The sequence below is a fragment of the Streptomyces sp. P9-A2 genome (assembly GCF_036634175.1).
GTDB lineage: Bacteria > Actinomycetota > Actinomycetes > Streptomycetales > Streptomycetaceae > Streptomyces > Streptomyces pratens.
Genome location: NZ_JAZIFX010000001.1, coordinates 7500988 through 7522661, shown reverse-complemented (window position 1 = coordinate 7522661; position 21674 = coordinate 7500988). Strand labels below are relative to the sequence as shown.

Annotated in this window: 18 protein-coding genes and 2 pseudogenes; 10 read left to right on the top strand and 10 right to left on the bottom strand. The window is 72.1% G+C overall.

Going from position 1 to position 21674, the window contains the following annotated elements:
• Positions 1-4 precede the first annotated feature (4 nt).
• The 3 genes from V4Y04_RS33960 to V4Y04_RS33950 form a co-directional block, all read right to left on the bottom strand.
• The gene (locus V4Y04_RS33960; protein ID WP_332432154.1) at positions 5-1354 is read right to left on the bottom strand and encodes a serine hydrolase domain-containing protein; all 1350 of its coding nucleotides are present in this window, start codon (positions 1352-1354) and stop codon (positions 5-7) included.
• A gap of 91 nt (positions 1355-1445) precedes the next feature.
• Positions 1446-1796, bottom strand: a complete 351-nt coding sequence (locus V4Y04_RS33955; protein ID WP_332432153.1) for a hypothetical protein — start codon at positions 1794-1796, stop codon at positions 1446-1448.
• Between the two features lie 971 nt (positions 1797-2767).
• Positions 2768-3520 (bottom strand): thioesterase II family protein, encoded by a 753-nt coding sequence (locus V4Y04_RS33950; RefSeq protein ID WP_332432152.1) that lies wholly within the window; start codon positions 3518-3520, stop codon positions 2768-2770.
• A 322-nt stretch (positions 3521-3842) separates the two neighbouring features.
• Between V4Y04_RS33950 and V4Y04_RS33945 the strand changes: the two genes are divergently transcribed.
• On the top strand, positions 3843-4418 hold the full coding sequence (locus tag V4Y04_RS33945) for a DUF6328 family protein (protein WP_332432151.1): 576 nt from the start codon (positions 3843-3845) through the stop codon (positions 4416-4418).
• Between the two features lie 631 nt (positions 4419-5049).
• On the top strand, positions 5050-7113 hold the full coding sequence (locus V4Y04_RS33940) for a SpoIIE family protein phosphatase (protein ID WP_332432150.1): 2064 nt from the start codon (positions 5050-5052) through the stop codon (positions 7111-7113).
• On the opposite strand, the gene V4Y04_RS33935 is transcribed toward V4Y04_RS33940, so the two are convergent.
• The gene (locus V4Y04_RS33935; RefSeq protein WP_332432149.1) at positions 7097-7522 is read right to left on the bottom strand and encodes a hypothetical protein; all 426 of its coding nucleotides are present in this window, start codon (positions 7520-7522) and stop codon (positions 7097-7099) included. The genes V4Y04_RS33940 and V4Y04_RS33935 overlap by 17 nt on opposite strands.
• A gap of 52 nt (positions 7523-7574) precedes the next feature.
• Positions 7575-7655, bottom strand: a pseudogene (locus V4Y04_RS37920) (hypothetical protein); the annotation flags it as partial.
• 141 nt (positions 7656-7796) lie between these two features.
• Here V4Y04_RS37920 and V4Y04_RS33930 point away from each other — a divergent pair.
• Positions 7797-8038 (top strand): annotated as a pseudogene (locus V4Y04_RS33930) (GlsB/YeaQ/YmgE family stress response membrane protein).
• 140 nt (positions 8039-8178) lie between these two features.
• On the opposite strand, the gene V4Y04_RS33925 reads toward V4Y04_RS33930, so the two are convergent.
• The 3 genes from V4Y04_RS33925 to V4Y04_RS33915 all read right to left on the bottom strand — a co-directional run bounded on the left by V4Y04_RS33925 (position 8179) and on the right by V4Y04_RS33915 (position 9651).
• Positions 8179-8322, bottom strand: coding sequence for a hypothetical protein (locus V4Y04_RS33925; RefSeq protein ID WP_332432148.1), 144 nt, complete (start codon positions 8320-8322; stop codon positions 8179-8181).
• Between the two features lie 94 nt (positions 8323-8416).
• Positions 8417-9205: an NAD(P)-dependent oxidoreductase gene (locus tag V4Y04_RS33920; protein ID WP_332432147.1), complete on the bottom strand. Its 789-nt coding sequence runs from the start codon at positions 9203-9205 to the stop codon at positions 8417-8419.
• Between the two features lie 47 nt (positions 9206-9252).
• Positions 9253-9651: a carboxymuconolactone decarboxylase family protein gene (locus V4Y04_RS33915; RefSeq protein WP_332432146.1), complete on the bottom strand. Its 399-nt coding sequence runs from the start codon at positions 9649-9651 to the stop codon at positions 9253-9255.
• A gap of 931 nt (positions 9652-10582) precedes the next feature.
• Here V4Y04_RS33915 and V4Y04_RS33905 point away from each other — a divergent pair.
• Positions 10583-10900 carry a hypothetical protein gene (locus tag V4Y04_RS33905; protein WP_443080124.1) on the top strand — a complete coding sequence of 106 codons (318 nt, stop codon included), beginning with the start codon at positions 10583-10585 and terminating at the stop codon, positions 10898-10900.
• Between the two features lie 717 nt (positions 10901-11617).
• On the top strand, positions 11618-13342 hold the full coding sequence (locus V4Y04_RS33900) for a SpoIIE family protein phosphatase (RefSeq protein ID WP_332432144.1): 1725 nt from the start codon (positions 11618-11620) through the stop codon (positions 13340-13342).
• A gap of 87 nt (positions 13343-13429) precedes the next feature.
• On the opposite strand, the gene V4Y04_RS33895 is transcribed toward V4Y04_RS33900, so the two are convergent.
• A complete protein-coding gene (locus tag V4Y04_RS33895; protein ID WP_332432143.1) occupies positions 13430-14020 on the bottom strand; it encodes a VanZ family protein in 591 nt (196 codons plus the stop codon).
• 150 nt (positions 14021-14170) lie between these two features.
• Here V4Y04_RS33895 and V4Y04_RS33890 point away from each other — a divergent pair, with 150 nt between their 5' ends.
• From V4Y04_RS33890 to V4Y04_RS33870, 5 genes are all read left to right on the top strand, one after another.
• Positions 14171-15370 carry a sensor histidine kinase gene (locus V4Y04_RS33890; protein WP_332432142.1) on the top strand — a complete coding sequence of 400 codons (1200 nt, stop codon included), beginning with the start codon at positions 14171-14173 and terminating at the stop codon, positions 15368-15370.
• Complete coding sequence (locus V4Y04_RS33885) at positions 15316-16014, top strand: response regulator transcription factor (protein ID WP_332432141.1); 699 nt, start codon at positions 15316-15318, stop codon at positions 16012-16014. Before V4Y04_RS33890 ends, V4Y04_RS33885 begins: the two co-directional genes overlap by 55 nt.
• Before the next feature lie 435 nt (positions 16015-16449).
• Positions 16450-16626: a hypothetical protein gene (locus V4Y04_RS33880; RefSeq protein ID WP_332432140.1), complete on the top strand. Its 177-nt coding sequence runs from the start codon at positions 16450-16452 to the stop codon at positions 16624-16626.
• 549 nt (positions 16627-17175) lie between these two features.
• Positions 17176-19212 (top strand): ATP-binding cassette domain-containing protein, encoded by a 2037-nt coding sequence (locus V4Y04_RS33875; RefSeq protein ID WP_443080123.1) that lies wholly within the window; start codon positions 17176-17178, stop codon positions 19210-19212.
• Positions 19213-19276: 64 nt separating this feature from the next.
• Positions 19277-20482 (top strand): bifunctional class I SAM-dependent methyltransferase/NUDIX hydrolase, encoded by a 1206-nt coding sequence (locus tag V4Y04_RS33870; RefSeq protein ID WP_332432139.1) that lies wholly within the window; start codon positions 19277-19279, stop codon positions 20480-20482.
• 263 nt (positions 20483-20745) lie between these two features.
• Here the strand turns inward: V4Y04_RS33870 and V4Y04_RS33865 are convergent, their stop codons facing one another.
• The gene (locus V4Y04_RS33865) at positions 20746-21636 is read right to left on the bottom strand and encodes an oxygenase MpaB family protein (protein WP_332432138.1); all 891 of its coding nucleotides are present in this window, start codon (positions 21634-21636) and stop codon (positions 20746-20748) included.
• Positions 21637-21674 lie beyond the last annotated feature (38 nt).

Here is a 21674-nt window from a genome sequence, read left to right as displayed (position 1 = left end):
GCGGTCAGACGATGTCGGCGCGGCGCGCGGTGCGTCCGGATATCTGCAGGCGGTCGATGGTCCCGGTGGCGGGATCTCGGTGGAAGCGGCCGCCGGGCTCGTGCCGGCCCGTGGCCGGGTCGACCAGATCGCAGGACAGGTCCGGGTAGCACACCAGCGGGAGGGGGCGGTCACCGTCGACGGACAGGGTCGGCGTGCCGTCCCCGTCGAGCTTGACCGCGTACTCGGTGCCCCCGTTGCGGTAGGTGCCGGCGCACTCCGGCAGCGGTACGGCCCGGCCGCGGTGGGCGGTGGCCGGGGCGGCCGGCACGCGTATGCCGGTGAGCCGGACGAGGTCGGCGGCGAGGTCCCGCCACAGGGCGGTGGCGCCGCCCGCGTTGCCGGTGAAGGCGACGACGACACCGCTGTCCGGGTCGGCCCGCAGATGGCAGGAGGTGCCCTGGGCGTTCCCGTCGTGGCCGCACCACACGCGGCCGTCCTGCCGGAAGAGGGCGAGACCCAGGCCCCAGGAGTCCGCCAGGGCGCCGGGGTCGGCGGCCGGTTCGGGACGGCGCATCCGGGCGGCGACGGACGCGGGCAGGACGGTGGACCGGCCGATGACGGCCCTTCCCAGGGCCACCAGGTCCTCGGCGCTCGCCAGCAGGGCTCCGGCCGGAGCCTCCACCGGGGCGAGGTTCTGGTGGGCCGGGCGCACCAGGCCCGTGGCCGTGTTGAGGGCGTGGCCGGTGGCGACCGGCCGCGCGGGGGCGGCGTCGCCGAGGAAGGCGGGGACGATGCCCAGGGGCTCGAGGAGGAGCGCTCGCAGCGCTTCCTGCCAGGTCATGCCCGTCACTTCGGACACGAGCCGGCCGGCGGCGACGTAACCGGCGTTGGAATAGGAGAAGCCGGTTCCCGGCGGGAACAGGGCGCTCCGCGCGGTGCAGACCGCCGAGAGGTAGCGCGTGGCGGTGGTGCCGGCGGCGCTGTCGGAGTCGGGTCCGGTGGGCAGGCCGGCGGTGTGACTGAGCAGGTGACGCGCGGTCACCTCGGACGACGGCCTTAATTCGGGCAGCAGTTCGGCGGCGGGCGCGTCGAGGTCGAGGTCTCCGTCGTCGGCGAGGAGCAGCAGGGCGACGGCCGTGCCGAGCTTGGTGACGGAGCCCAGGGGTACGGCCGTGTCCTCGGTGAACGGGGTTCCCGTCAGGGCGTCGGCCGTGCCGGTGTGCACGCTGAGGGTGTGCGTGCCGGTGTGGACGGCCAGTTGGGCGCCGGGCACGCGGTGGGTGCGCGCGAGGGAGTCGAGGCGGCTCTGCACCTCCTGGCGCAGCGGGGATGTCGGCCGGTCGGCGGCCGGAGCGGTGGTGGAGTAGGGCATGGGAAGGGGACTCCTGGTGAGAGCGGGTGCGGGGAGGGGACGCAGCCGGCCCGCGGGTGAGCGGTGCGGGACCTGGGCGCGTCGACGCGCGTCACGGTCTGGCGATCACGCTGACCGGCAGGGGGTGGGCGAGGGTGTCGGCCAGGTCGAACCGGTCGCGGTCGGCGACACCGTCGAGGAGGCGCGCGCACACGGCCTCGATGCGCGGTTCGAGCCCCTGGACCACTCCGGGCGTGAAGGCCCGGCTCACCAAGGTGCGGAGTGCGCGGTGTTCCGGCGGGTCCATGCCGACGAAGTCGCCCCGCCGGAAGGTCTCGAAGTCCTGCTGGGTGGGAGTGATCGGTGTGAGGCCGGAGGAGCAGGTCCCCGGGTCGGCGAGTACGGCGGAGACTCCCCGGTGGTCGACGGCACGCCACTGGCCCTGTGCTTCGTCGTAGGTCACGGGGCCCGCCTCGGGTAAGGGCCGCCACCGGTCGGGTAATGCGTCCAGGGGCGATTCGGCCTCGGTCGGTCGAGTGCTTGTCACCGGTTCTCCTCGGGTGGGGACGCGCGGGCCCGGCATGGGCCGTCAACGGTGGTGCGGGTTCGCCGGGAAGGAAGTCGTGGCCGTCGCGGGCACGGTCAGCGGGTGTGCCACCGCGCGGCGGGTCTCGCTCCGTGTCAGGTGGCCGGCTCGCGGTCGGGCCGGGCCGGCCGGCGCTCGGGAGCGATGCGCCCGTCCGCCCCCTCACGGAGCGCCCGTGACAGCCGGGGCATCAGCAGCCCCGGGGACAGGTTCCGTACGCCGGGGCGGCGGTTTCGAGCGGTCCGGCCGTCCACCGTGGGGCCGGCACGCCCGCACGCCCGCAGCCTGGTGACACGCACCCCGGGCACAAAGCAGACATCACTACATCCCCCCAGCGACTTTTCCCGCGCGGTGGCTCCGCGCAGGACTGCTCCCCTGTCCTATGATTTGGCGCTTTGCGTACCGAAAAGGCACTTCGGCCCGATCCATCCGGGCCGAACGCGCTCACAGTTTTCACGTTGGGTCACCGGATGGCAACCCCCCGAAATCGAAGAGGGGCGGCCTGCCGGTGGCCCACCGCCAGGTGCGTGTATCCCGCCGCTCCACACTCAAACACCTTGACCCGGCAAAGAATTGACTTCATGTCAACAACTGGCGCACGACCATCACCACCTGCACCGTCAGCCTCGGACACACAGGTCGTCGCCCTGTGGGTTTCGGCCAGATTCGGCAACGCCACGCCTGAACGCCAACCGGTCCCGAGCCCTTTGGCGGGCGCCCGGCACGGAAGGACGACCCGGCGCGTGGGAGGAGGCACCGGCGCTCACGGACACCGCGCATGCACGGGCGCACACCAACGCGGTCGCAGCACTACCGCGAGCCCCCGCGAGCCGCGAACGCGCCGGCCGTCATCGTCCGCCCGCGTCGGCGCACTCGGCGACGAGCCGCACAACGGTGTCCGGATGGTCCGTCAGGAAGAAATGATCCCCGGTGAGGGTTTCCAGCCGAAAGCCGGCCGTAGTGTGACTTTTCCATGCTGCGGCCTCCTCCGGTGCGACCTGTGGGTCCCGGTCCCCGGTCAGGCAGAGGACGGGTGTGTCCACCACGGCGTCGGGGACCGGCCGGTACCGGGTGGCCGCCTGGTAGTCGTTGCGCATGACAGGCAGGAACAGGTCCATGAGTTCCGGGCTGCGGACGATCGCCGGGTCGGTGCCGCCGAGACCGGCGAGGTGGTCGAGAATCTCCTGGTCGGAGTCGAGAGCGGGCAGCTCGCGCGGTGCCGACGGGGCGGTCCGGCCGGAGACGACGAGACGGCAGTGCCCCGTCAGCCGGTCGCGCCCGAGCCGGAGCACCGACTCGAAGGCGACGGACGCTCCCATGCTGTGACCGACGAGCACGAGCGGCACAGGCTCCGCCGCCCATCGCCGCAGGGACGGCACCAGCCGGTCGGCGAGTCCTTCGACGGTCGTCACGAACGGTTCACCGAAGCGCTCCTGCCGCCCCGGGTACTGAACGGCCGTGACGTCGTACCCCTCGGGGAACCGCCGTGCGAACGGCGCGTAGAACGAGGCGGCGCCACCGGCGTGCGGAAAGAAGAGCACGCGCGCGCGAGGTGGCACGGCACCACGCAGTGTCCTGATCCAGGGGTCCCTGCTCTCCATCGACGCTCCCCGCCCTTTCCTCCCTGTGGCCGGGGCTGCGCGCCCGGCCCGGCCCGGTGTGACCATCGCCGACCGTACGGTGCCCGCACGTCGACCGTCGAGGGACACCTCGCGGGGCCCGCCCAGACTGCCGGGTGCCCGGCGCCGGGGCAGGGAAGGCGCGCACCGGGACGACGCCTCATGCCGTGCCACGGAGCCATCGTTCATGCGTGGCACCCTCCCCTCCGCCGCGCACCGCGACCGGAGCGGCCCTCCGACGGCCGGAACCTGCGTGGAAGAGCCCGGAGGGGGCAACCGGTCTCCTGAGATGCGGAGGGATGCCATGACCATGACGGAGCAGCCGGTCGAGTCGGCGGGGGAGAACACCGCCTGCCGCGCGCGCCACGACAGCCACAGTCCGAGTCCGGGACCCGGTGCCGAAACGCCGGAAACAGCGCATGAGCAGGTCAATCGCCGCTGGAACGAGATCCTGCAGGAGACCCGGGTCACCCAGACGGGCGTGCAGATCCTTTTCGGATTCCTGCTCAGTGTGGCCTTCACCCCGCTGTTCCGGGAGTTGGAAACGTTCGACCGCGTCCTCTACGTCATCACCGTGGTGCTCGGCGCGGCAGCCACGGGATCGCTCATAGCGCCCGTCTCCATCCACCGCTTCCTGTCCGGTCAGCGCATGAAGGACGAGCTCGTGGAGGCCGCCGGCCACTTGATGATGTGCGGCATGGTCCTCCTCGCGCTGACCATCGGCTGCACCCTTCTGCTGATTCTCCGTGTCGTGGTTCCCGGTGTCCTCGCCGAAGTGCTCGCCGGCGGGGTCATGCTGTGGTTCGGCCTCTGCTGGTACGCGCTGCCGCTGCACCTGCGACGCCGCTCCGTGCGACGCTCCCGCACCGACGACGCGTAGCGCACCCGGGCGAGGCGCGAGCAGGTCCTCGTGCCCGGAACGCCCCGGCGGCGGTGGCCGTTCCGCTGACGCGCATCAGCGGACTCGCACACGTTTACGCCTACGCGTCGGCACCCGTGGTCGTCGTCCGCGCCTCACGGGGGCGATATGCCGTCGCGGTGAGTCGGGCGTAGTGTCCACGTATGGGCGATGTTCGGTGTGGCCGGCGTGGTGCGGCCCTGCCGGAGCCGACCGGACACGGCAGCCGCTGCCGCCGTCCAGCCCACCGGCAGGCGACGGGGCGGACACGGCGCCGCCGGCGGACCACCGACGACGTCCCGCAGAGCGTGGCCGTCAGCCGGCGGAGAAGCGGGCTTTCCTCCACGGAGCGGACGGGCGGATGCCACTGCGCCGCGGGGACCGACAGCCGAAATCCGACGCACTCTGCGCCACCGGCCCGGCGGCGGGCCCGGGCGAACCGACCACGGTTGGGGAGGTGTCCCGACACCGGTGGCGGGGCGGCCGGGTTTCGCGTCCGGTCGGTACGGGGGGCCCGGTGGCCGGCGCTCGACTCGGCTGGGCGGGGCGCAGCCGGGCCGGCCGCTCCGCTGCCGCGGATTCAGGTGGACGGCTGGGTTCGGGTGGACGGCTGATGGACGCCGCGATGGCCGCCGTGATGCGGGAGACCGGTGCGTTCGGGGGGATGCTGTATGTGCTGCCACCGGGCGACGACGCCTTGTGGCTGGTCATCGTGGCAGGGACACCACATGAGTTCGCGGCCCCGTGGCGGCGGGTCACGCTGTCCGACCCGATACCGGTGGCGGACGCCGTGCGCGAGCGGCGCCTGGTGTGGATCGGCGGTCAGGAGGAGATGGCGCGCCGTTACCCGCGGCCGGCGCTCGTGCTGCCGTACGACTTCGCGATGGCGGCCGCCCCGGTCGCTTCCGGGACCGCGCTTCAGGGCGGGCTGGTGCTGCTGTGGCCCGGTGCACACCCACCGCAGCTGAGCCCGCACGAGCGTGACGCCATCGAGACGGGCTGCCGTCACCTGGGCAACCTCCTGCGGCAGGCCGCGGACCACGGCGATCCGCTCCTGCCCGCCGGCCGGCCGCGGACCCTGCCCCCGCCGGCCGGGCGCATCCCCTTTCCCGCCGAAGCGGCGGCGGTCACGGCCTTCGTCGACCGCCTGCCCGGAGGGTCCTGCGCACTGGACACGAACGGCCGCATCACCTTCATCACCCCGGCCGGCGCCGAGCTCGTCGGTGCCGATCGGGCCGACCTGGTGGGTGCCCTGCCCTGGGAAGTGCTGCCGTGGATGGACGTCCCCCAGGTCGAGGACCGCTACCGGGCCGCGATGGTCAGCCGTCGGCCGCAGGCGTTCACCGTCCTGCGCCCCCCGGACGTGTGGCTGTCCTTCGAGCTGTACCCGGACTTCTCCGGCATCAGCGTCCGCATCACCGGCACCGACCCGTCCGAGGGTGCTCCCGCGTCACCGGCCGCGCCGGCCGCGGGTCCCAGCCGCGCCATCCTGCTGTACCACCTGATGCAGCTGGCCGCCACCCTCACCGAGGCCGTCGGCGTGCAGGACGTGGTCGAGCAGAGCGCCGACCAACTGCTGCCCGCTCTGGGCGCGCAGGCCATGGTGCTGATGACGGTCGAGGGCGGCCGTCTGAAGATCCACGGCCACCGCGGCTACCGCGCCGGCATCGTGGGCCGCTTCGACACCGTCGCTCTGAGCTCGGGCGTTCCCGGCAGCAAGGTCCTCACCACCGGAGTCCCGGACTTCTTCGCGACCTTCGCGGAACTCCGGCGCGCCTATCCGTCCGCCGTGCACGAGGACGGAATGGCCTCCTGGGCCTTTCTGCCGCTGATCGCGTCCGGCCGCCCCATCGGCTCCCTCCTCCTCGCCTACAGCCGGCCTCATGTCTTCCCGTCCGGTGAGCGCGCCGTCCTCATGTCGCTGGCCGGCCTGGTCGGGCAGGCCCTGGACCGCGCCCGTCTCTACGACGCCAAACACCACCTCGTCCACCGCCTGCAGTCCGCCCTCCTGCCGCACACGCTCCCCCACGTCCCCGGTCTGAAGGTCGCCGCCCGCTATCTGCCGGCCACCCGGGGCCTGGGCATCGGCGGCGACTTCTACGACCTCATCCGTCTCGACGAGCGCACGGCCGGTGCCACCATCGGCGACGTACAGGGACACAATGTGGACGCCGCGGCCCTCATGGGGCAGGTCCGCACCGCCGTCCACGCCCACGCCACGGTGGGCGCGTCCCCCGACGACGTCCTGGCCGCCACCAACCGCCTGCTGATCGACCTCGATCCCGGCCTGTTCACCAGCTGCCTCTACGTCCACCTCGACCTCGCCACCCACCGCGCGTGCCTGGCCACCGCCGGCCATCCGCCGCCCTTGCTGCGCCATGCCGACGGACGCACCGAACTGCTCCCGGTTCCGCCCGGTCTCCTGCTCGGTATCGAGCAGGACATCCGTTATCCGGTCCTGGAGATCCCCCTGCCGCCGGGCTGTGTGCTCGCCCTCTACACCGACGGGCTCGTCGAAACCCCGGGAACCGACATAGACGACGCCACCGCGGCCCTCGCCGGGCTTCTCGAGCACGCCGACCCCACCGACCTCGACGCCATGGCCGATCTCCTCGTCCGCCACGCCCCCGCTCCCGGCGACGACATCGCCCTGCTCCTCCTCAGCCCCGGTGAGTGAACGGAGTCCCTGCCGCGGCTCCCGCCCGAGCCTGCCCGTGCTCCTCACCGGGTGGCGGTACCGGTCCTGCCGGAACGTCCGCGCCGTCCCCGTCCGAGGGCGGAACGATCAGCACGTCGGCGGCGGTGGCGGCTGCTGCTGCCCGCAGCAGCGCGTCGTCGGCGCGCACGCAAGCCGGATCGCCCTCGTCGAGGGTCTGCGCGTCGCTCCGGCGCACCGCCACCTGATCGGGGTCCCCGCCCACCCCTGCCTCACGGGCCGGATCCGGCCCGTCGGGCCGGACGAGCAGCGTGTCGACGCGGTGCTCCCGGGCGGCTCCCACCAGGGCCGGGACGCCTTCCACCGCGTCCGTGGGCCGGTCGGCGCCCGCCCGTCCGGCACGGAAGCGGTCGAGCGCCTCCTCGGACACGGCGACGGGCGTACCGCTGCCGGGCCTGCTCGATGGCCTCTTCCAGCACGGCGGAGGAGGAGTCGGCGGCACGGCCGCCGTGCTCGGTCTCCACCGTGACCTGGCGGACGGCCTCGGGAAGCCTTTCCTGCACGGCGGGCCGTTCGGACGTGGCACCGGCGTGGAGATCACAGAGGCGGACAACGCTTATGACGGTTTCCGGCGGGCACGCGGTAGTGGTTCCCGAAGGTCGGGACCACGAACGGAAGGAGATGCCGCGTCGTTCCTCTGGGCCATCATCGCGGGGCTCATCATCGGTCTGCTCGCCAAGCTCGTCATTCCGGGCGCCGGCCCATCCCCCTGTGGCTGACGGTTCTCCTGGGCATCGTCGGCGCCGCCGCCGGCAACGCACTCGCCGGCGCCGTCGGCGTGCGCGACACCGGCGGCATCGACTGGATCCGCCATATCTTCCAGATCGGCATCGCGGCCGTCCTCATCGCCTTCGTCACCCCCGTGTGGACCCGACGACACGCCTGACACCTCGTTTCAGGCTCGTCCGCCGGCAGCCGGGCACGGCCGACGCCGTGCCCGGCTGCCGGTCGAGGGCGGCGTCCGGAGTGGGGCAGCTGTGCAGCACCTGCTCCGTGCCGGTCGGCGCCGACATGTGCCGCACGCGTTCACCGGGTGCGATCGGCGCCGGGCGGGGGCCACGCCTCGTCCAGTGCCTCCTCGCTGAGAGCATGGGACCGAAGCGCCAGTGGGTCGACCGGGCCGAGGACGCGGTCGCCGAGGAAGAAGGGGAACGTGTACACCGACTCCATCCGCGGTGGTTTCTCGCGCCCGGTCGCCCCGAAGCAGGGGCCGGAGCGTGCCGGGCACGGGAGCGACGGCGTCCCGCCCGTCTGCCGTGAAGGCCTATTTCGCCTCGGAGCCCAGGGCCGCACGGGCGGCGAGGATCTGACCCTCGACATCGCCGTCCAGGTCCGTCACGGGCAGCTGCTGAAGCTCGGTACGGAGCAGCCCGACGTCCTTGAGCAGGAGGTCGTGGGCGACCTCCTTGATGTTGTCGCTCATCCAGCTCTGACCTGTGGAAACCGCAAGGACCTCGGCCAGTTTGTCCGCCGGGACACCGTGCGCGTCCGCCAGGTTCAGGATCTGGGCCGTGGCGGTCAGGTTGTAGGTGGCCAGTGCGTTGTTGAGCAGCTTCACCATGGCAGGCTGACCGTACTCGGACAGACGGAAGACATGTCCGGCCTGGTCGGCGAGCAGCCTCTCCTCGTCGTCGGTCGGCGCCGGGCCTGCCAGGAAGATGCTCATGGTGCCACGGCGAGCGCCCGCCGGTCCGCCCGAGACCGGGGACTCGAAGATCCGCCAGTTGTCATTGCCCAGGACGGCGATCCTCCTGGCGTCGGTCGGGGTCAACGTCGTGTTGACGAAAATGCTCAGTGGCCTGCCGATTGCGTCGTTCAAGCCGCGGAGAACGGCCTCGACCTGGTGGGCCAGGCGTACGACGATGTTGACGGACGTGACCGCGTCCCAGGGGACCTCGGCCAGGTCGGAGCCGGAGAATTCCGAGCCCGACTCCTGCGCCCACTCGGCGACACGCGCGGTGTCGAGGTCGTAGCCGTATATTTCGCGGCCCTTTTCGGCGAGGTGGGTGCCGAGGTTTCCGCCAATCGGCCCGAGGCCGATCACCAGATGCATGACGAACTCCTTTGTGACGCGAGGTCAATCCCGGCTGCCGGCGTGGCCTATTCGACGTCGTCGCGCTCGGCAAGCACCTTTTTGACGAGCGTCAGGGCATTCAGGCACTTCGGGTAGCCGACATAGGGAATCAGGTGGATGATCGCCCCGACGACCTGGTCCTTTGTGAGACCGACGTTGAAGCCGGTGTTGATGTGCAGCTCGAGCTGCGGCTCGGTGCCGAAGGCCGTCAGCCCCGAAATGGTGACCAGGGCCTGCTGCTTCTTGTCCAGGGCCGGCCGGGAATAGATGTCACCGAACGGGAACTCGACGATCAGGTTCGGCAGGTCAGGTGCGAGTTCCTCGTAGTACTCGATGAGCTTCGTATGCGACGCGATGTCGGGGTTGCCCTTGGGCTGGTACTCCATCATCTTTTCCATTGCCTTCTGGAAACGTTCGGACGCCATGGAAACTCCTTCGTGTGGGCGGAGGGATACTGATATACCCCTCGAGAGCGGCGGCGCCGCACGAAATCGATTCGGTACGTATGCGCAGCGTAATGGACGGAGGTGTGCCCGGCGATCTGTGCCATCGCGTCCCGGCGTGTTCATGAAACCCGTGCCGAAAAGGAGCAGCGGCAGGAGAAAGCGCGGCACGGCGGCGCAGGGCCCGGGCCGAATACGCCCCCGGTGACCTCCGTCCCGGAGGTGTGCAGCACGATCCGGCCCGGCGCGCCGCCTTCCACCAGGCGGCCCGGCGAAGTCCGCACCGCTTCGACGTCGAGGCACGCTTCCATGGCGGGAATACCGGCTCGATGGGTCGGCGGTGGGAATCAGCGGCGTCGGCGGCGTGCGAGGCGGCGGAATGCCTTCGGTCCGACGGTCGGCGCGGGCAGTACGCCGGCGACCGCGTCGGCCGGCCGCACGTCGGAGTGGGGCCGGCGCTGGTCCATGAAGGGACGGACCCGTCGCACCGGCCTTCTGGCACCGGGCCACTTCCACGACGGCGGGATCGGCGTCGAACGAAGTACGGGGAGGGGCCGGCAGGATGACCCCGGATCGGTTGCAGAGGTTCCGCCCTTCCTCGGACCCGAGGAAGTCGATGAGCTCCAGGGCGGCCCGGCGGCGTGGGCTCTTGGCGTTGAGGCCGTAGGCCGCCGACACGGCGCCGGGCATCCTGGTCTCCTCCGGGTCGTCGATGGCCGGCAACGCGGTCATGCGCAGGTCCGGGTCGGCGCCGCGCAGGGCGGAGAGCGTACTGGCGACCCGTACGACGCCCACGGCCCGGGCGGGACCTGTCCAGCCCGGCCTACGAGCCGTCCTGGTCCCGGGCCGAGGAGACCGGCGCGCTGCTCTTCCTGCATCCCTTCGACCGCACCCCCGACGATCGCCTGGACCGGTGCACCTGTCCAACACCGTCGTTCCCGGGGCCGAGCCCGTCCCCCTGTCGACCGGCGCCGCAGCCGTGAGCGGCCTGCACCCCGAGCGGTTGCGCAACAAGGTCGTCGTCCTCACCGGCGCAGCCCGCGGCCAGGGCGCCACCGAGGTCGAGGAGCCCACCCGCGAGGGCGCCCGCGTGATCGCCACCGCCATCGCCGAGGCGCCCGCGTCGGCGACGCGCACTCCGAGGACATGGCCCGCGTCCACGCGGTCGACTTCACCCACACACACGACCGGCAAGTGGGCACTGCGGGTCTGCCGAGGACGGCCGCCCTGAAACCCGGCCCGCGCGGCATCCGCGTCAACACGATCCACCCCGGCTGCATCGAGACCGGGGGGACCGCCTCCGCCACGCCGGCCTTCCGCGAGGCCGACGTTCGCGAGGCCGACGTCCGCGAGAACGTGCAACCGTGTCTCGGACCATGCGGGCCGCCTTGATGACGCCGCCCGGCACAAGGTGCCGATAGCCGATGGAATGCTGACAAGTCATTGACGACAGCCCGGCCCCGTACCATGCGTGCGCGCACCCGGGGCCGGGCTGTCCCCTCCGCCGTGCGGAGAGGGCGTACCGCCCGGGTCCGGACTCCGCGTATCCGCGTATCCGCATCATCGCTGTCAGCCCGGGCGATCGGTCGGGTGGCCGGGCGTCGGCGGTCGCGGAGAGCCTCCCCCGCCGGGCGGGCCCTGCGTCATGGAGGCCCGTCCTCTCCGGCGTCCGCTGTGGGGTGCGGGAGCACCCGGCACCGCACCCGCTCGCCGCTGCCGCTGCCGCTGCTTACAACTGGATCCGGGTGAAGGCGGCCTTGTTCCCGGCCTTGAGGTGGAACCGGCAGCCGCCCGCCGGTGTGGAGGTTCCGTCGGCGGAGATGCTTCAATTCGCATCCGGTTTCCGGGACGCGCTCGAGGGCGAGGCTGGACTCACCGGTACGGGGGCACCCGGGGAAGGAAAAATTGCCGTGCGGACGTACCGCCGGCCGGCGAAGGGGATGAGGGTATGGCAGGGGTGGAGCCTACGCAGGCCCTCGGGGAACGGACCCCGGCCGGACCCGCCGCCACGCTCACCATGGCGCTGGAGGCCATCGGGGGCGGCGCGTACGTCGTGGACGAGCAGGGCCGCGTGATCGCGGTCAACGCCCACGCCGAACAGTTGCTGGCCATGCCCGCAGAGACTCTCCTCGGTCGCGACGCGCACGACCTGCTGCACCGGGACGCCCACGGCCAGCCTTTGTCCAGGGCTCAATGCAGCATGCGGCAGGCTTTCCTCGCCGGGCGCACCGCCCAGGCCGAGGGGAATTACTTCGCATGCGGGGACGGCTCCCTGCTGCCCATCTCGTGGCTGATCACCCCCTATGACGTCGGTGACCACGCACTCGGCACGCTCGTTCTCTTCCACCCCCGGCACCCGCTGGAAATCGATCCTCAGCCGGAGCCGGCGGCCGGCCCGCTGCCGGAGCTCGAACGGCTCGCGCTGCTGGCCGAGACCACCACTCAGCTGACCTCCACCCTTGATGTCGAAGAGGCGCTGCGCCGGCTGGTGACCCTGGTGGTGCCCCGGCTGGCGGACTGGGCCGTCGTCGATCTGATCACCGAGCGCGACGAGGTGTGGCGCACCCTCGTCGTCCACGCGGACGGGGATGCCCTGGTGCGCCACGAGGAGCTGCAAGGACCGATGCCCCCGGTCCCGGAGGATTCCCAGATGCCCTTGTCCAGGGCCCTTCGCGGGGTCGCTTCCGCCCTGGCCGGCCCGCGGACCTATCGGGGGGCACCGGATTCCGGCATCGCGCTCGAACAGCGTGGTCTGTTCGACGCCACCGGGATCCGCTCCGCGGCCATCGCCCCCATCCGCAGCACGCGCGAAGTGCTGGGGGCCCTCACTCTGGGCCGCACCAGGCAGCCGGTGGACTTCACCACCGACGATCTTCCCCTGATCGAGGACATCGCCCGCCGGGCCGGCCTCGCCCTGGACAACGCGAGTCTCTACGAGCGCCAGCGCAAGGTCGCGGAGACCATGCAGAACCACCTGCTGCCCCAGATGCCGCACGTTCCCGGGTTGCAGATGACGGTGCGCTACCTGCCCGCGCCCGACGCCTCACAGGTCGGCGGCGACTGGTACGACGCCTTCTCCTTGTCCGACGGCGCCACCGCGCTGGCGGTGGGAGACGTCGTGGGTCACGATCTGGAGGCCGCGGCCGGCATGGCGCAACTGCGCAACATGCTCCGCGCCTACGCCTGGGCCCTGCGGGAGCCCCCCAGCAAAATCATCGGCCGGCTGGACGAGGCGCTCCTGCACATCACCGACGTCGCCATGGCCACCGTGATCTTCGCCCGGCTCGAAGAGGCGGAGGACTGCCACTGGAAACTGTCCTGGACCAACGCCGGCCACCCGCCTCCCCTGCTCATCAGCCACGATGGTCTGGCCGACTACCTCACGGACGGCCACGGCATTCTTCTGGGCACCGGGGCCCGCAGGCCCCGCACCGACGCCGCCGCCCTGCTGCCGCCCGGCTCCACCCTGCTGCTGTACACCGACGGGCTGATCGAAGAACCCGGCCACACCCTCGACGAGGGTCTGCACCGGCTGCGCCAACACGCCGCCGCTCTCGCCCACCGCCCGCTGGCCTCCTTCACCGACCATCTGCTGCGCCGGGTCCGCCCCGCCGCCAACGACGACGACGTCGCCCTCCTCGCCCTGCGGACACCCGCCCGAAGTCGATCCTGACCGGCGGCCCCCGACGGGGAGCCCGGCCCGGGCACACCGCTCGGCGTGCCCGGGCCTTCACACCCTCGGTGGCACCGATCCGCGCGGTCACACCGGCGCCACCGCCGTACGCCGGACGTACGCGGCCGAGCCGGGCAGGGCGATGTCGCGCAGGAGGGCGGCAGGGGACGGCCTGCCGAGTGCGGCGCGCACCAGCAGCCAGCCGATGAGGCCGCCCAGGGCGTTGGCGAGAAGGTCGTTGACGTCGCAGGCCCGGCCGTTGTTGAAGAGCACGTAACTCAGCAGCTGGGCCAGCTCGATGGACAGGCTCGCCAGCAGGCTCACCGCCGTCGCCCGGAGTACGCCGGACACTCGGCTGATCAGCGGCAACAGCATCCCGAACGGCACGAACATGATCACGTTGGGGACGGCGGTCACGTCGAACGTGATCAGGGGGATGAAGTTGATCTGGTTGTACCAGGGGGTCTGGCTGGCGTACTCCCCCCAGGTCACGGTGATGGGGAAAACGGTGATCGACAGCACCGCCGCGGCGTAGACGGCGGCGGCGATCCTCACTCCCGCGTGCCGGCCGGTCCAGCCCGGCTGCGACCGGCGTGCGCGTACGGCGGTCGCGGCGGCGAAGGCGATCAGTCCGGGGCCCAGTACGTAGAGAGGGGGGATGTCGAAGTTCACGTTCACGTCAGGCTCCTAGGGCGTCCGGCAGCGGTTCGGCGTTCAGCATCCGGCTTCGCGGTCCCCTCGCGGATCGGCAGAAAGACAGGACTCGACCGGCACGGCTACGACTTTCGGCAGAGGGAAGTCGCCGCCCGTCGGCATACGCTGCGCAGCATGTGTTTCCCTCGGAGAAGGCCGGGCGACGGCTTCCGTCCCCTTCGCTCCCTGCTGTGGACGGCCGCGGCAGGTGCGGTGCTGGCCACCGCGCTGCTGGACGTGCACTACGGCACGTTCCGGCAGCCGGACACCGGAACCCTGCTGGGCGTCTCGGCCTCGGTGACGGCCGTCTCGCTGCCGGCTCTGCTCGCACTGGTCGGGCGGGGCGCCCGGCCGGGGGTGCTCGTCTGCCCGGGCGGGGCCGCCGCGGCCGCTTCGCTCGCCTGCTCCGTGGGGCTGCACGTGAGTGCCGGCGCGGCGTCGGCGTCCTCCGCCTACGGTGCCTTCGAACCCGTGACTCTGCTGGTGGTGCTGGCGGTCACCGCACGACGCGGCAGGCCGGTGCCCGCGGCGGTCGTCACCGTCGGGCTGCTGGCCGCGGTGATCGCGCGCCCCCTGGCGCTGCACGTCCACGAAGGCAGCGTCATCGTCTCCTTCGTCCTGACGCTCGTAGCCGTGGCCGTGGCGGGGGCGAGTGTGGCCACCCGGCTGGTGGCGGCCGACCGACGGCAGCGGGAGCACAGGATCCGTCTGCACCAGAGAGTGGACCTGGCACGGGAGTTGCACGACTTCGTGGCTCATCATGTGACCGGCATCGTCGTGCAGGCCCAGGGTGCACAGGCGGTCGCCGCCAAACGCCCGGACCTGGTCGTGCCCGCGCTGGAACGCATCGAGCGGACCGGCGCGGAAGCCCTGGTCTCGCTGCGCCGCATGGTGGGCCAACTCCGCGCCGAGGACGATGGGACACCGCTCGTCGCACCGGTGGAGATTCGCGGGCTGCGCATCCTCGTCGCCGACTTCAGGATGCGGGGCGTGTCCTCGCGGCTCGTCGAGGACGGGCCCACGGAGACCCTGCCGCCGGAGGTGGCCGCCGTCGTCCACCGCGTGACGATGGAATCCCTCACCAACGTGCGCAAACACGCCCACGACTGCCGCGACGTCCGGGTCCGCGTGCAGGTTCTTCCGCAGCAGGCCGTCGTCGAAATCACCAACGACGGTACGGCCCGCCGGACCCCTGCCGACGGCTACGGTCTCAAAGGGCTGCGGGAACGGGTCACCGGAGTCGGGGGCACGTTCCGTGCCGGTGCCACCGCGGGCGGGGGATGGGTGGTCCGCGCCTGCCTGCCGCTCGCTCCGGCCGGGACGGACGGGCCGTGATCCGCGTACTCATCGTCGACGACCAGGCCATCGTGCGCACCGGCATGGCCATGATCCTGGCGGCCGAGGACGACATCGACGTCGTCGCCGAGGCCGTGGACGGCGTCCACGCCATCGAGGAGGCCGCCCGGCACCGGCCCGACGTCGTCCTGATGGACATCCGCATGCCGCGTCTCGACGGCCTGGACGCGTTGCGTGCGCTGACCCGCCCCACGGCGGACCACGTCCCGAAGGTGGTCATGGTCACCACGTTCGACGACGAGGAGTACGTCAACACCGCCCTCCAGTCGGGTGCCTGCGGCTTCATCCTCAAGGACTCCGGCCCTCGGCTGCTGGCGGAGGCGGTGCGGGCCGCGGCGGTGGGAGACTCCCTCATCAGTCCCTCGATCACGGTCCGTCTGCTGCGCCGACTGGTGGCGCCCGGTGCGCGGCGGTCACCGGACGCGGATCTCTCCCCGCGTGAAGTGGATGTCGTCCGGCTCGTCGCACAGGGGTTGACCAACGCCGAGATCTCGCACGCCCTGAGCATCACGGTGGGCACGGTCAAGACCCACCTGGGCAATATCCAGGGCAAGCTTGCCGTCCGCAACCGGGTGGAGATCGCCGCCTGGGCCTGGCGGGTCGGGCTGGCCCGGACGGGCTGAGGCGCGGCAGGCCACTGCGGCACCCACAGGGGTGGACCGGCCGGCCACTGCGCCGCGCGCTCGCCACGCCGGCCCCTCCGACTTCACTGGCGTTGCCGAGGGTTGCCCGCGGTGGCACCGCACCAGCCCCCGGCCGTGAGAGCGGCTCGCAGGGTCGAGATCGCCGACTCGTCCTGTGTCCTGCCGTGCGGTACCCGGTCGGTCGTGTGGTTGTTCGTACTGCCCCGGCCTCGCCGGTCGGTTCGCAGGGGCGGCAGGGCACCTGCGCCTCATCCCCGGTGGCCCGTGACGAGGAGAGACAGTGACGACCGGTCCGCTTCGCGATGACGAGCAGCACGTACTCTTCGAGAGGGAACGCGTGCTGCGCCGCGATCGCCGCTTCGACCGGCGCATGCGCACGCTGGGGGGCGGCGCCGACGGCCGCTGTCGGTTCGCGTGGCGCGCTACCGGCCGCACCCGTGGATCGTCGCGGTGCTGCTGACGGTGTCCGTCGCCCTCATGGCGGCCGGCGTCGAAACCTCGGAGCCGGCGGTGATCTGGGGCTTCGCCGCCTTCTGGCCCTTGACGCTGTACTCGATGTTCCGGCTGCTGTGCCGGTGGACAAAACCCTGAGCGTCCGGCGTCTTCTGCCTGCGAGGCGTGGGGCATCCGGTTGCATCCCCCACCACCCACACCCTGAGCGGGGCCGTCCAGGAGACGGCCCCGCTCAGGGTGTTCCCGGGCCCGCAGGGCGGACGCGGCTCCCGGGCTGGAAACACACTCGGCGTTTCGGCCACCACCGTCGTGTGCCTGGCCCTTTGTGCGACAAGGGTCGGTGCACCCCACACGCTCCGCCACGCCCCGATCCCGGGGGTCCGCACGCGACCGAAACACAGGTGTTCGAAATCCCGGCTGGGTCGTTGAGCTCGAGAAGCCAACCGCAGCGACTGTCAAGGGGGCCACCATGACCTCGGCCGGCACACAGGAACAACCGGATCCCGGCACACCGGGCTCGAACCCGGGCACGGACCCAGGCACGGACCCAGGCACGGGCACGGACCCGGGCACGGACCCAGGCACGGGCACGGACCCGGGCACGGGCACGGACCCAGGCACGGACGTGGTGTCGGTCGCGGACGTGATGTCGGTCGCGGGCTCGCTCACGGGCTCGGGAGAAACACGATGACGGAGTCCATGAAGGGTTCGAAGGCCAAAGCCGGGAGGCGTCCCGTGCGGAGGTTCTTCGGTCGCGTGCGGATGGCCGAGCCCCAGGTCTCCGATGCCGAACGGGAGTTGTTCGGTGGTCCGCTGCGCTACGACATGGGCTGGTCGGAACACGATCACGCCCCGCTCGACCTGACCCTGCTGTCCGCCCTGCGCTCCATGCCGAGGCTGGTCGGGGCGACCTTGCGGATGGCCTGGCAGGCGAACCGGCGTGCCCTGCTCGCCGTCGCGATCAGCGAGGTCGGACAGGGAATCGCCGCGGCCGCGGGCCTGCTCGCGGTCAACGCCGTCATGCACGCGCTGCTCGGCTCCGGCACGCCGGTGGAGCGGCTGCACGCGATGCTCCCGGGCCTGGCCGTCGCCGCCGGGGCGGCCGTGGTCAACTCGGGCCTGGCCGGATGGTCCACCGCACGGGCCGGCCGGCTGGAGCCGCTGGTCGAGCGGATCGCCACGACCCAGTACCTGGCCGCCGCCGCGTCGGTGGAGCTGGAGGCCATCGAGGATCCGGAGTTCCGGCGGCTGATCGACGTCGCCCAGTACGGCGCCGCGTCCGCCCGCCGCATGATCAGCGCCTGCGTGGCCTCGCTGAACGGGGGCATCTCCCTGATCTCCACGGCCGGAGTGCTCACCATCCTGCACCCGGCCCTGCTGCCGATGCTGATCCTGATCGCGGCCCCACGCGGCTGGGGCGCGATGCGGGTGGCGCAGGAACGGTACGTGTCGGTGATGAGCTGGGTCGAACACGTACGGGCCGGCCGCCTCATCGGCAACCTGCTCACCGAACGCACCGCCGCGCAGGAGGTGCGCATCCACTCCGTCGGACCGTTCCTGCTCAGCCGCTACGAGCGCATGGCCGAAAGCGCCGAGGCCGAACAGGAACGGCTGGCCTCCAGCAAGGCCGTCACGGAGTGGGTGGCCGCCGCGCTGTCCGGCGTGGCCATGGCCGTCACGTACGGAATCATGTTCTGGCTGATCATGGGCGGGCACATGAGCCTGGCCGTCGCCGGCACCGCGGTCATCGCCGTGCGCTCCGGCTCGGCGAGCCTGGGCGCGCTCGTGATGAACGTGAACCAGCTGCACGAGGAATCCCTCTACGTCCGCGACCACTCCCGCTTCCTGGACGAGGCCGCGCGACGGACCATTCCCAGCGGGGGCGACCCCGTTCCCGCGCGGGTGGGGCGGGTCACGCTCGACCAGGTCACCTACCGCTACCCGGACCGGGCGGATCCCGCGCTGGACGAGGTGTCGCTCACGCTGCCCATGGGCTCGGTCACCGCCGTGGTCGGTGAGAACGGCTCCGGCAAGAGCACCCTGATGAAACTGCTGTCGGGTCTGTTGCTGCCGCAGGGCGGGACCGTGCGATGGGGAGATGCCGAGGTGGCTTCCCTGGACCGCTCCCAGCTCTTCGACCGCGTCGCGCTGCTCACCCAGGACTTCCAGCGCTGGCCCGTGACGGCGGCGATGAACATCCGGATCGGCCGGCCCGCCCACGAGGCCGGCCCCGACGACCTTCGGCCGTCCGTCGACTACGCGGGGGCCGGACCGGTCGTCGCGAAACTACCCGACGGCCTGCAGAGCCTGCTGGCCCGTGTGTTCCGCGGCGCCAGTGAACTGTCCGGCGGCGAGTGGCAGAAGATCGGCCTGGCCCGCACCCACTGGCGCAGTTCCACCGCGACGGCGGACGGCCTCCTGATCGTGGACGAGCCCACCTCCGCCCTCGACCCGGAAGCCGAGATCGCCGCCTTCGACCGCATCCGCCGGCTCGCCTCCCCCGACCTGGCCGTCGTCCTGGTCACCCACCGCATGTCCGGGGTCCGGCACGCCGACCGTATCTACGTCCTGCACCAGGGCCGGCTGGCCGAACAGGGCAGTCACCAGGAGCTGATGGCCGCCCGGGGCCGGTACGCCGCGATGTTCGACGCCCAGGCCGCCCAGTACGCCCCGGCCCCTACCGTCCCCCGTCCCGCCCCGCCCGCCGTCGTGGACCCTGCCTGAAGCAATCCTTCGAACAAACCCTTTGAACGGGCCTCTGCCCCGCCCTCCGACCCTGGGAGTTCGTATGACCGTTGAGGACGTGAACGCCGAAGCGTGGACCACGTACGGCCGACGTCAGCTGGATCACGGGTACATGCCACCCGTCCCCGAACGACTGCAGTGGGCTCCGTGGAAAGAGGTCGGCCCCGGTACGGAGGTCCTCGGTGACATCACCGGGAAACGTGTCCTGGACATCGGCTCCGGCGCCGGGCACTACGCCGTGCACCTGGCCCGCGCGCACGGCGCGCAGGTGACCGCGGTCGAGCGGTCCGCCACCCAGCACCGACGGGCCACCGGCACCCACGCGGGCACGCCGGGCGTGCGGTTCGTGCACGGCGACGTGGTCGACCTCCTCCGCACGGCCGAACCGTTCGACGCCGCGTACGCCATCGGGAGCCTGGCCTTCATCGACCCGCACCGCGTCCTGCCCGCGCTGCGCGACGGACTTCGCCCCGGCGCCCCGCTGATCCTCTCCCTCATCCACACCGACCTGCACGGCCACGGTCCGTCCACGACGGTCGCGGCCCGCGAGCAGATGGTCAGGCTCCGTGACGACCCGCCTCTCTCCACCCGGATGTGGGTTCTGGCACCGCGGTTGTGGGAGGACCTGCTCACGGCGTACGGCTTCCGGGTCGAGGGCATCGACCTGCTGCGGTCCTTCGACGAGGACAGTCCGGTCGTGCAGCAACTCGTCCGCGCCCGTCGTCTCCCCGTGCGGCCCGTACGCGTCTCCAGCCGGCCCCGCACCACGAGGCCGCCGGTGCCGCACGCGGCCGTCGGTGTCGGCGCCGTCGTCTTCGGTGAGCAGGGTCTGCTGCTCGGGCGCCACCGGCACGGCACCTTCGAGCTGCCCGGCGGAACCGTGGAGGCCGGGGAGTCCCTGGAAGCGACCGTGGTGCGTGAACTCGCCGAGGAAACCGGGCTGATCGCCCGGCCCGACGATGTCACCCTCCTGGGAACGCTGGTCGACCACGTCGGTGACGTCGTGCGGGTGACCGTCGGTGCCGTCGTCCACGCGTGGCAGGGCCGGCCGGCAACGCAGCCGGACGAGAGTGTCGGCGAGTGGGCCTGGCACCCCCTGGACCGGCTGCCCGACGGTCTGTTCGTGTGCAGCGCCCAGATCCTCACCGCCTGGCGCCCCGACCTGCCCATCGACCACACTCCTGCCCGTTTCACGCCGTACGGCCACCGCACGGCACCGACGGCGATCGCCGTGACCGACACCGTCTGACGTCCGTCACCGGCTCCGGGCCCGTCCACACCGACGGCCCGGCTCTGGGATCCGACCCCCGCTTCGGGGTCTGCGGGCTTCAGGAGGCCGGGCTGACGCCGCGTTCCTCCGTCCGGCGGCGGCCGTCGTTCCCGGAGCGGTGTGAGGACGACGCGTGCCCCTCCGGGTTCTGAAGGGCCGCCCGGCCCGCGCCTGTCTCGTCCGGGGAGATCCGCCGGGGCGGGGAGAGGCTCGGTCCGCCTCCGCCTCCGCCGACCGGGGTCTCATGTACGGGCGGCGCGGCGGGCGGCGCGGGCCCTGGGCAGGTAGCGCAGGCGCTCGGGCAGCAGCGGGACCACCGTGCGGACGACGGCGCCCAGGCGGCGCAGCCTGCGTTCGTCCCGTGCCGTCCACACCAGGCCGAGGTGCTCGCGGACGGACGGCGGGAGCAGGCCGGTCGTGACGAAGACGTGCAGCCGCGCCAGGGGCGGGCGGAGCACCGGCCAGATCCGGCGCAGGAACGCGCCCGCGCCGTCCGGCGGAGGGATCGGCCGCCGCGGGTCGAGCAGTTCCGCCACGACGGGCGTCCTCTCCAGCTCTTCCCGGACCATCGTGTCGAAGTACGGCCAGAACTCCTCCGGCGTGCGCGGCATGTCGCGTTGTCTGATGCCGAGAATGGCGCCGAGGTGGAGGAGTTCGTCGTAGAGGCGGCGCTCGTCCCGCTCGTCGAGCGGGTGGGACAGGTACTGCGCCGCTCTCAGGAAAATCGGGTAGGCGGTGGCGTGCACCCAGGCGTAGAAGGCGGGGGTGAGGGCGTGGTAGGGGCGGCCGCGGGTGTCGGTGCCGCTGATGTCCTTGTGCAGTCTGCGGAGCCTGCGTCCCTCCTCGAGGGCCTGTTCGCCGCCGTAGACCCACAGTTGCAGGGAGTCCAGTGAGCGCTCGGCCCGGCCCCAGGGGTCGGTGCGGAACACGGAGTGGTCGTCGACGCCCGCGCCGACCGCCGGGTGGGCGACCTGGAGCACCAGGGCGGCGGGCAGGGAGAGCAGGAGCCGGACGTCACCGGCGATGTCCCAGAGGAGGGAGCCCGGCTCGAACGGGATGGGCTCGGAGCGGGAGCTCTGACCGGGCGCGGGGCCTGTGTCCGGGCCGGCCGCGTGTGCGTGGCCGCTGTCCATGGCTGTCACCACTCTCCGAGGGGCCGCCGGGCGGCGGG

What these genes read in the sequence shown, in the direction of transcription:
- V4Y04_RS33915 (WP_332432146.1), bottom strand. Translation starts at nt 9,651, where the DNA reads ATGGCGTCCGAACGTTTCCAGAAGGCAATGGAAAAGATGATGGAGTAC.
- V4Y04_RS33885 (WP_332432141.1), top strand. Translation starts at nt 15,316, where the DNA reads ATGGGTGGTCCGCGCCTGCCTGCCGCTCGCTCCGGCCGGGACGGACGG.
- V4Y04_RS33920 (WP_332432147.1), bottom strand. Translation starts at nt 9,205, where the DNA reads ATGCATCTGGTGATCGGCCTCGGGCCGATTGGCGGAAACCTCGGCACC.
- V4Y04_RS33945 (WP_332432151.1), top strand. Translation starts at nt 3,843, where the DNA reads ATGACCATGACGGAGCAGCCGGTCGAGTCGGCGGGGGAGAACACCGCC.
- V4Y04_RS33925 (WP_332432148.1), bottom strand. Translation starts at nt 8,322, where the DNA reads ATGGAGTCGGTGTACACGTTCCCCTTCTTCCTCGGCGACCGCGTCCTC.
- V4Y04_RS33890 (WP_332432142.1), top strand. Translation starts at nt 14,171, where the DNA reads ATGTGTTTCCCTCGGAGAAGGCCGGGCGACGGCTTCCGTCCCCTTCGC.
- V4Y04_RS33960 (WP_332432154.1), bottom strand. Translation starts at nt 1,354, where the DNA reads ATGCCCTACTCCACCACCGCTCCGGCCGCCGACCGGCCGACATCCCCG.
- V4Y04_RS33950 (WP_332432152.1), bottom strand. Translation starts at nt 3,520, where the DNA reads ATGGAGAGCAGGGACCCCTGGATCAGGACACTGCGTGGTGCCGTGCCA.
- V4Y04_RS33940 (WP_332432150.1), top strand. Translation starts at nt 5,050, where the DNA reads ATGGACGCCGCGATGGCCGCCGTGATGCGGGAGACCGGTGCGTTCGGG.
- V4Y04_RS33865 (WP_332432138.1), bottom strand. Translation starts at nt 21,636, where the DNA reads ATGGACAGCGGCCACGCACACGCGGCCGGCCCGGACACAGGCCCCGCG.
- V4Y04_RS33900 (WP_332432144.1), top strand. Translation starts at nt 11,618, where the DNA reads ATGGCAGGGGTGGAGCCTACGCAGGCCCTCGGGGAACGGACCCCGGCC.
- V4Y04_RS33875 (WP_443080123.1), top strand. Translation starts at nt 17,176, where the DNA reads ATGACGGAGTCCATGAAGGGTTCGAAGGCCAAAGCCGGGAGGCGTCCC.
- V4Y04_RS33870 (WP_332432139.1), top strand. Translation starts at nt 19,277, where the DNA reads ATGACCGTTGAGGACGTGAACGCCGAAGCGTGGACCACGTACGGCCGA.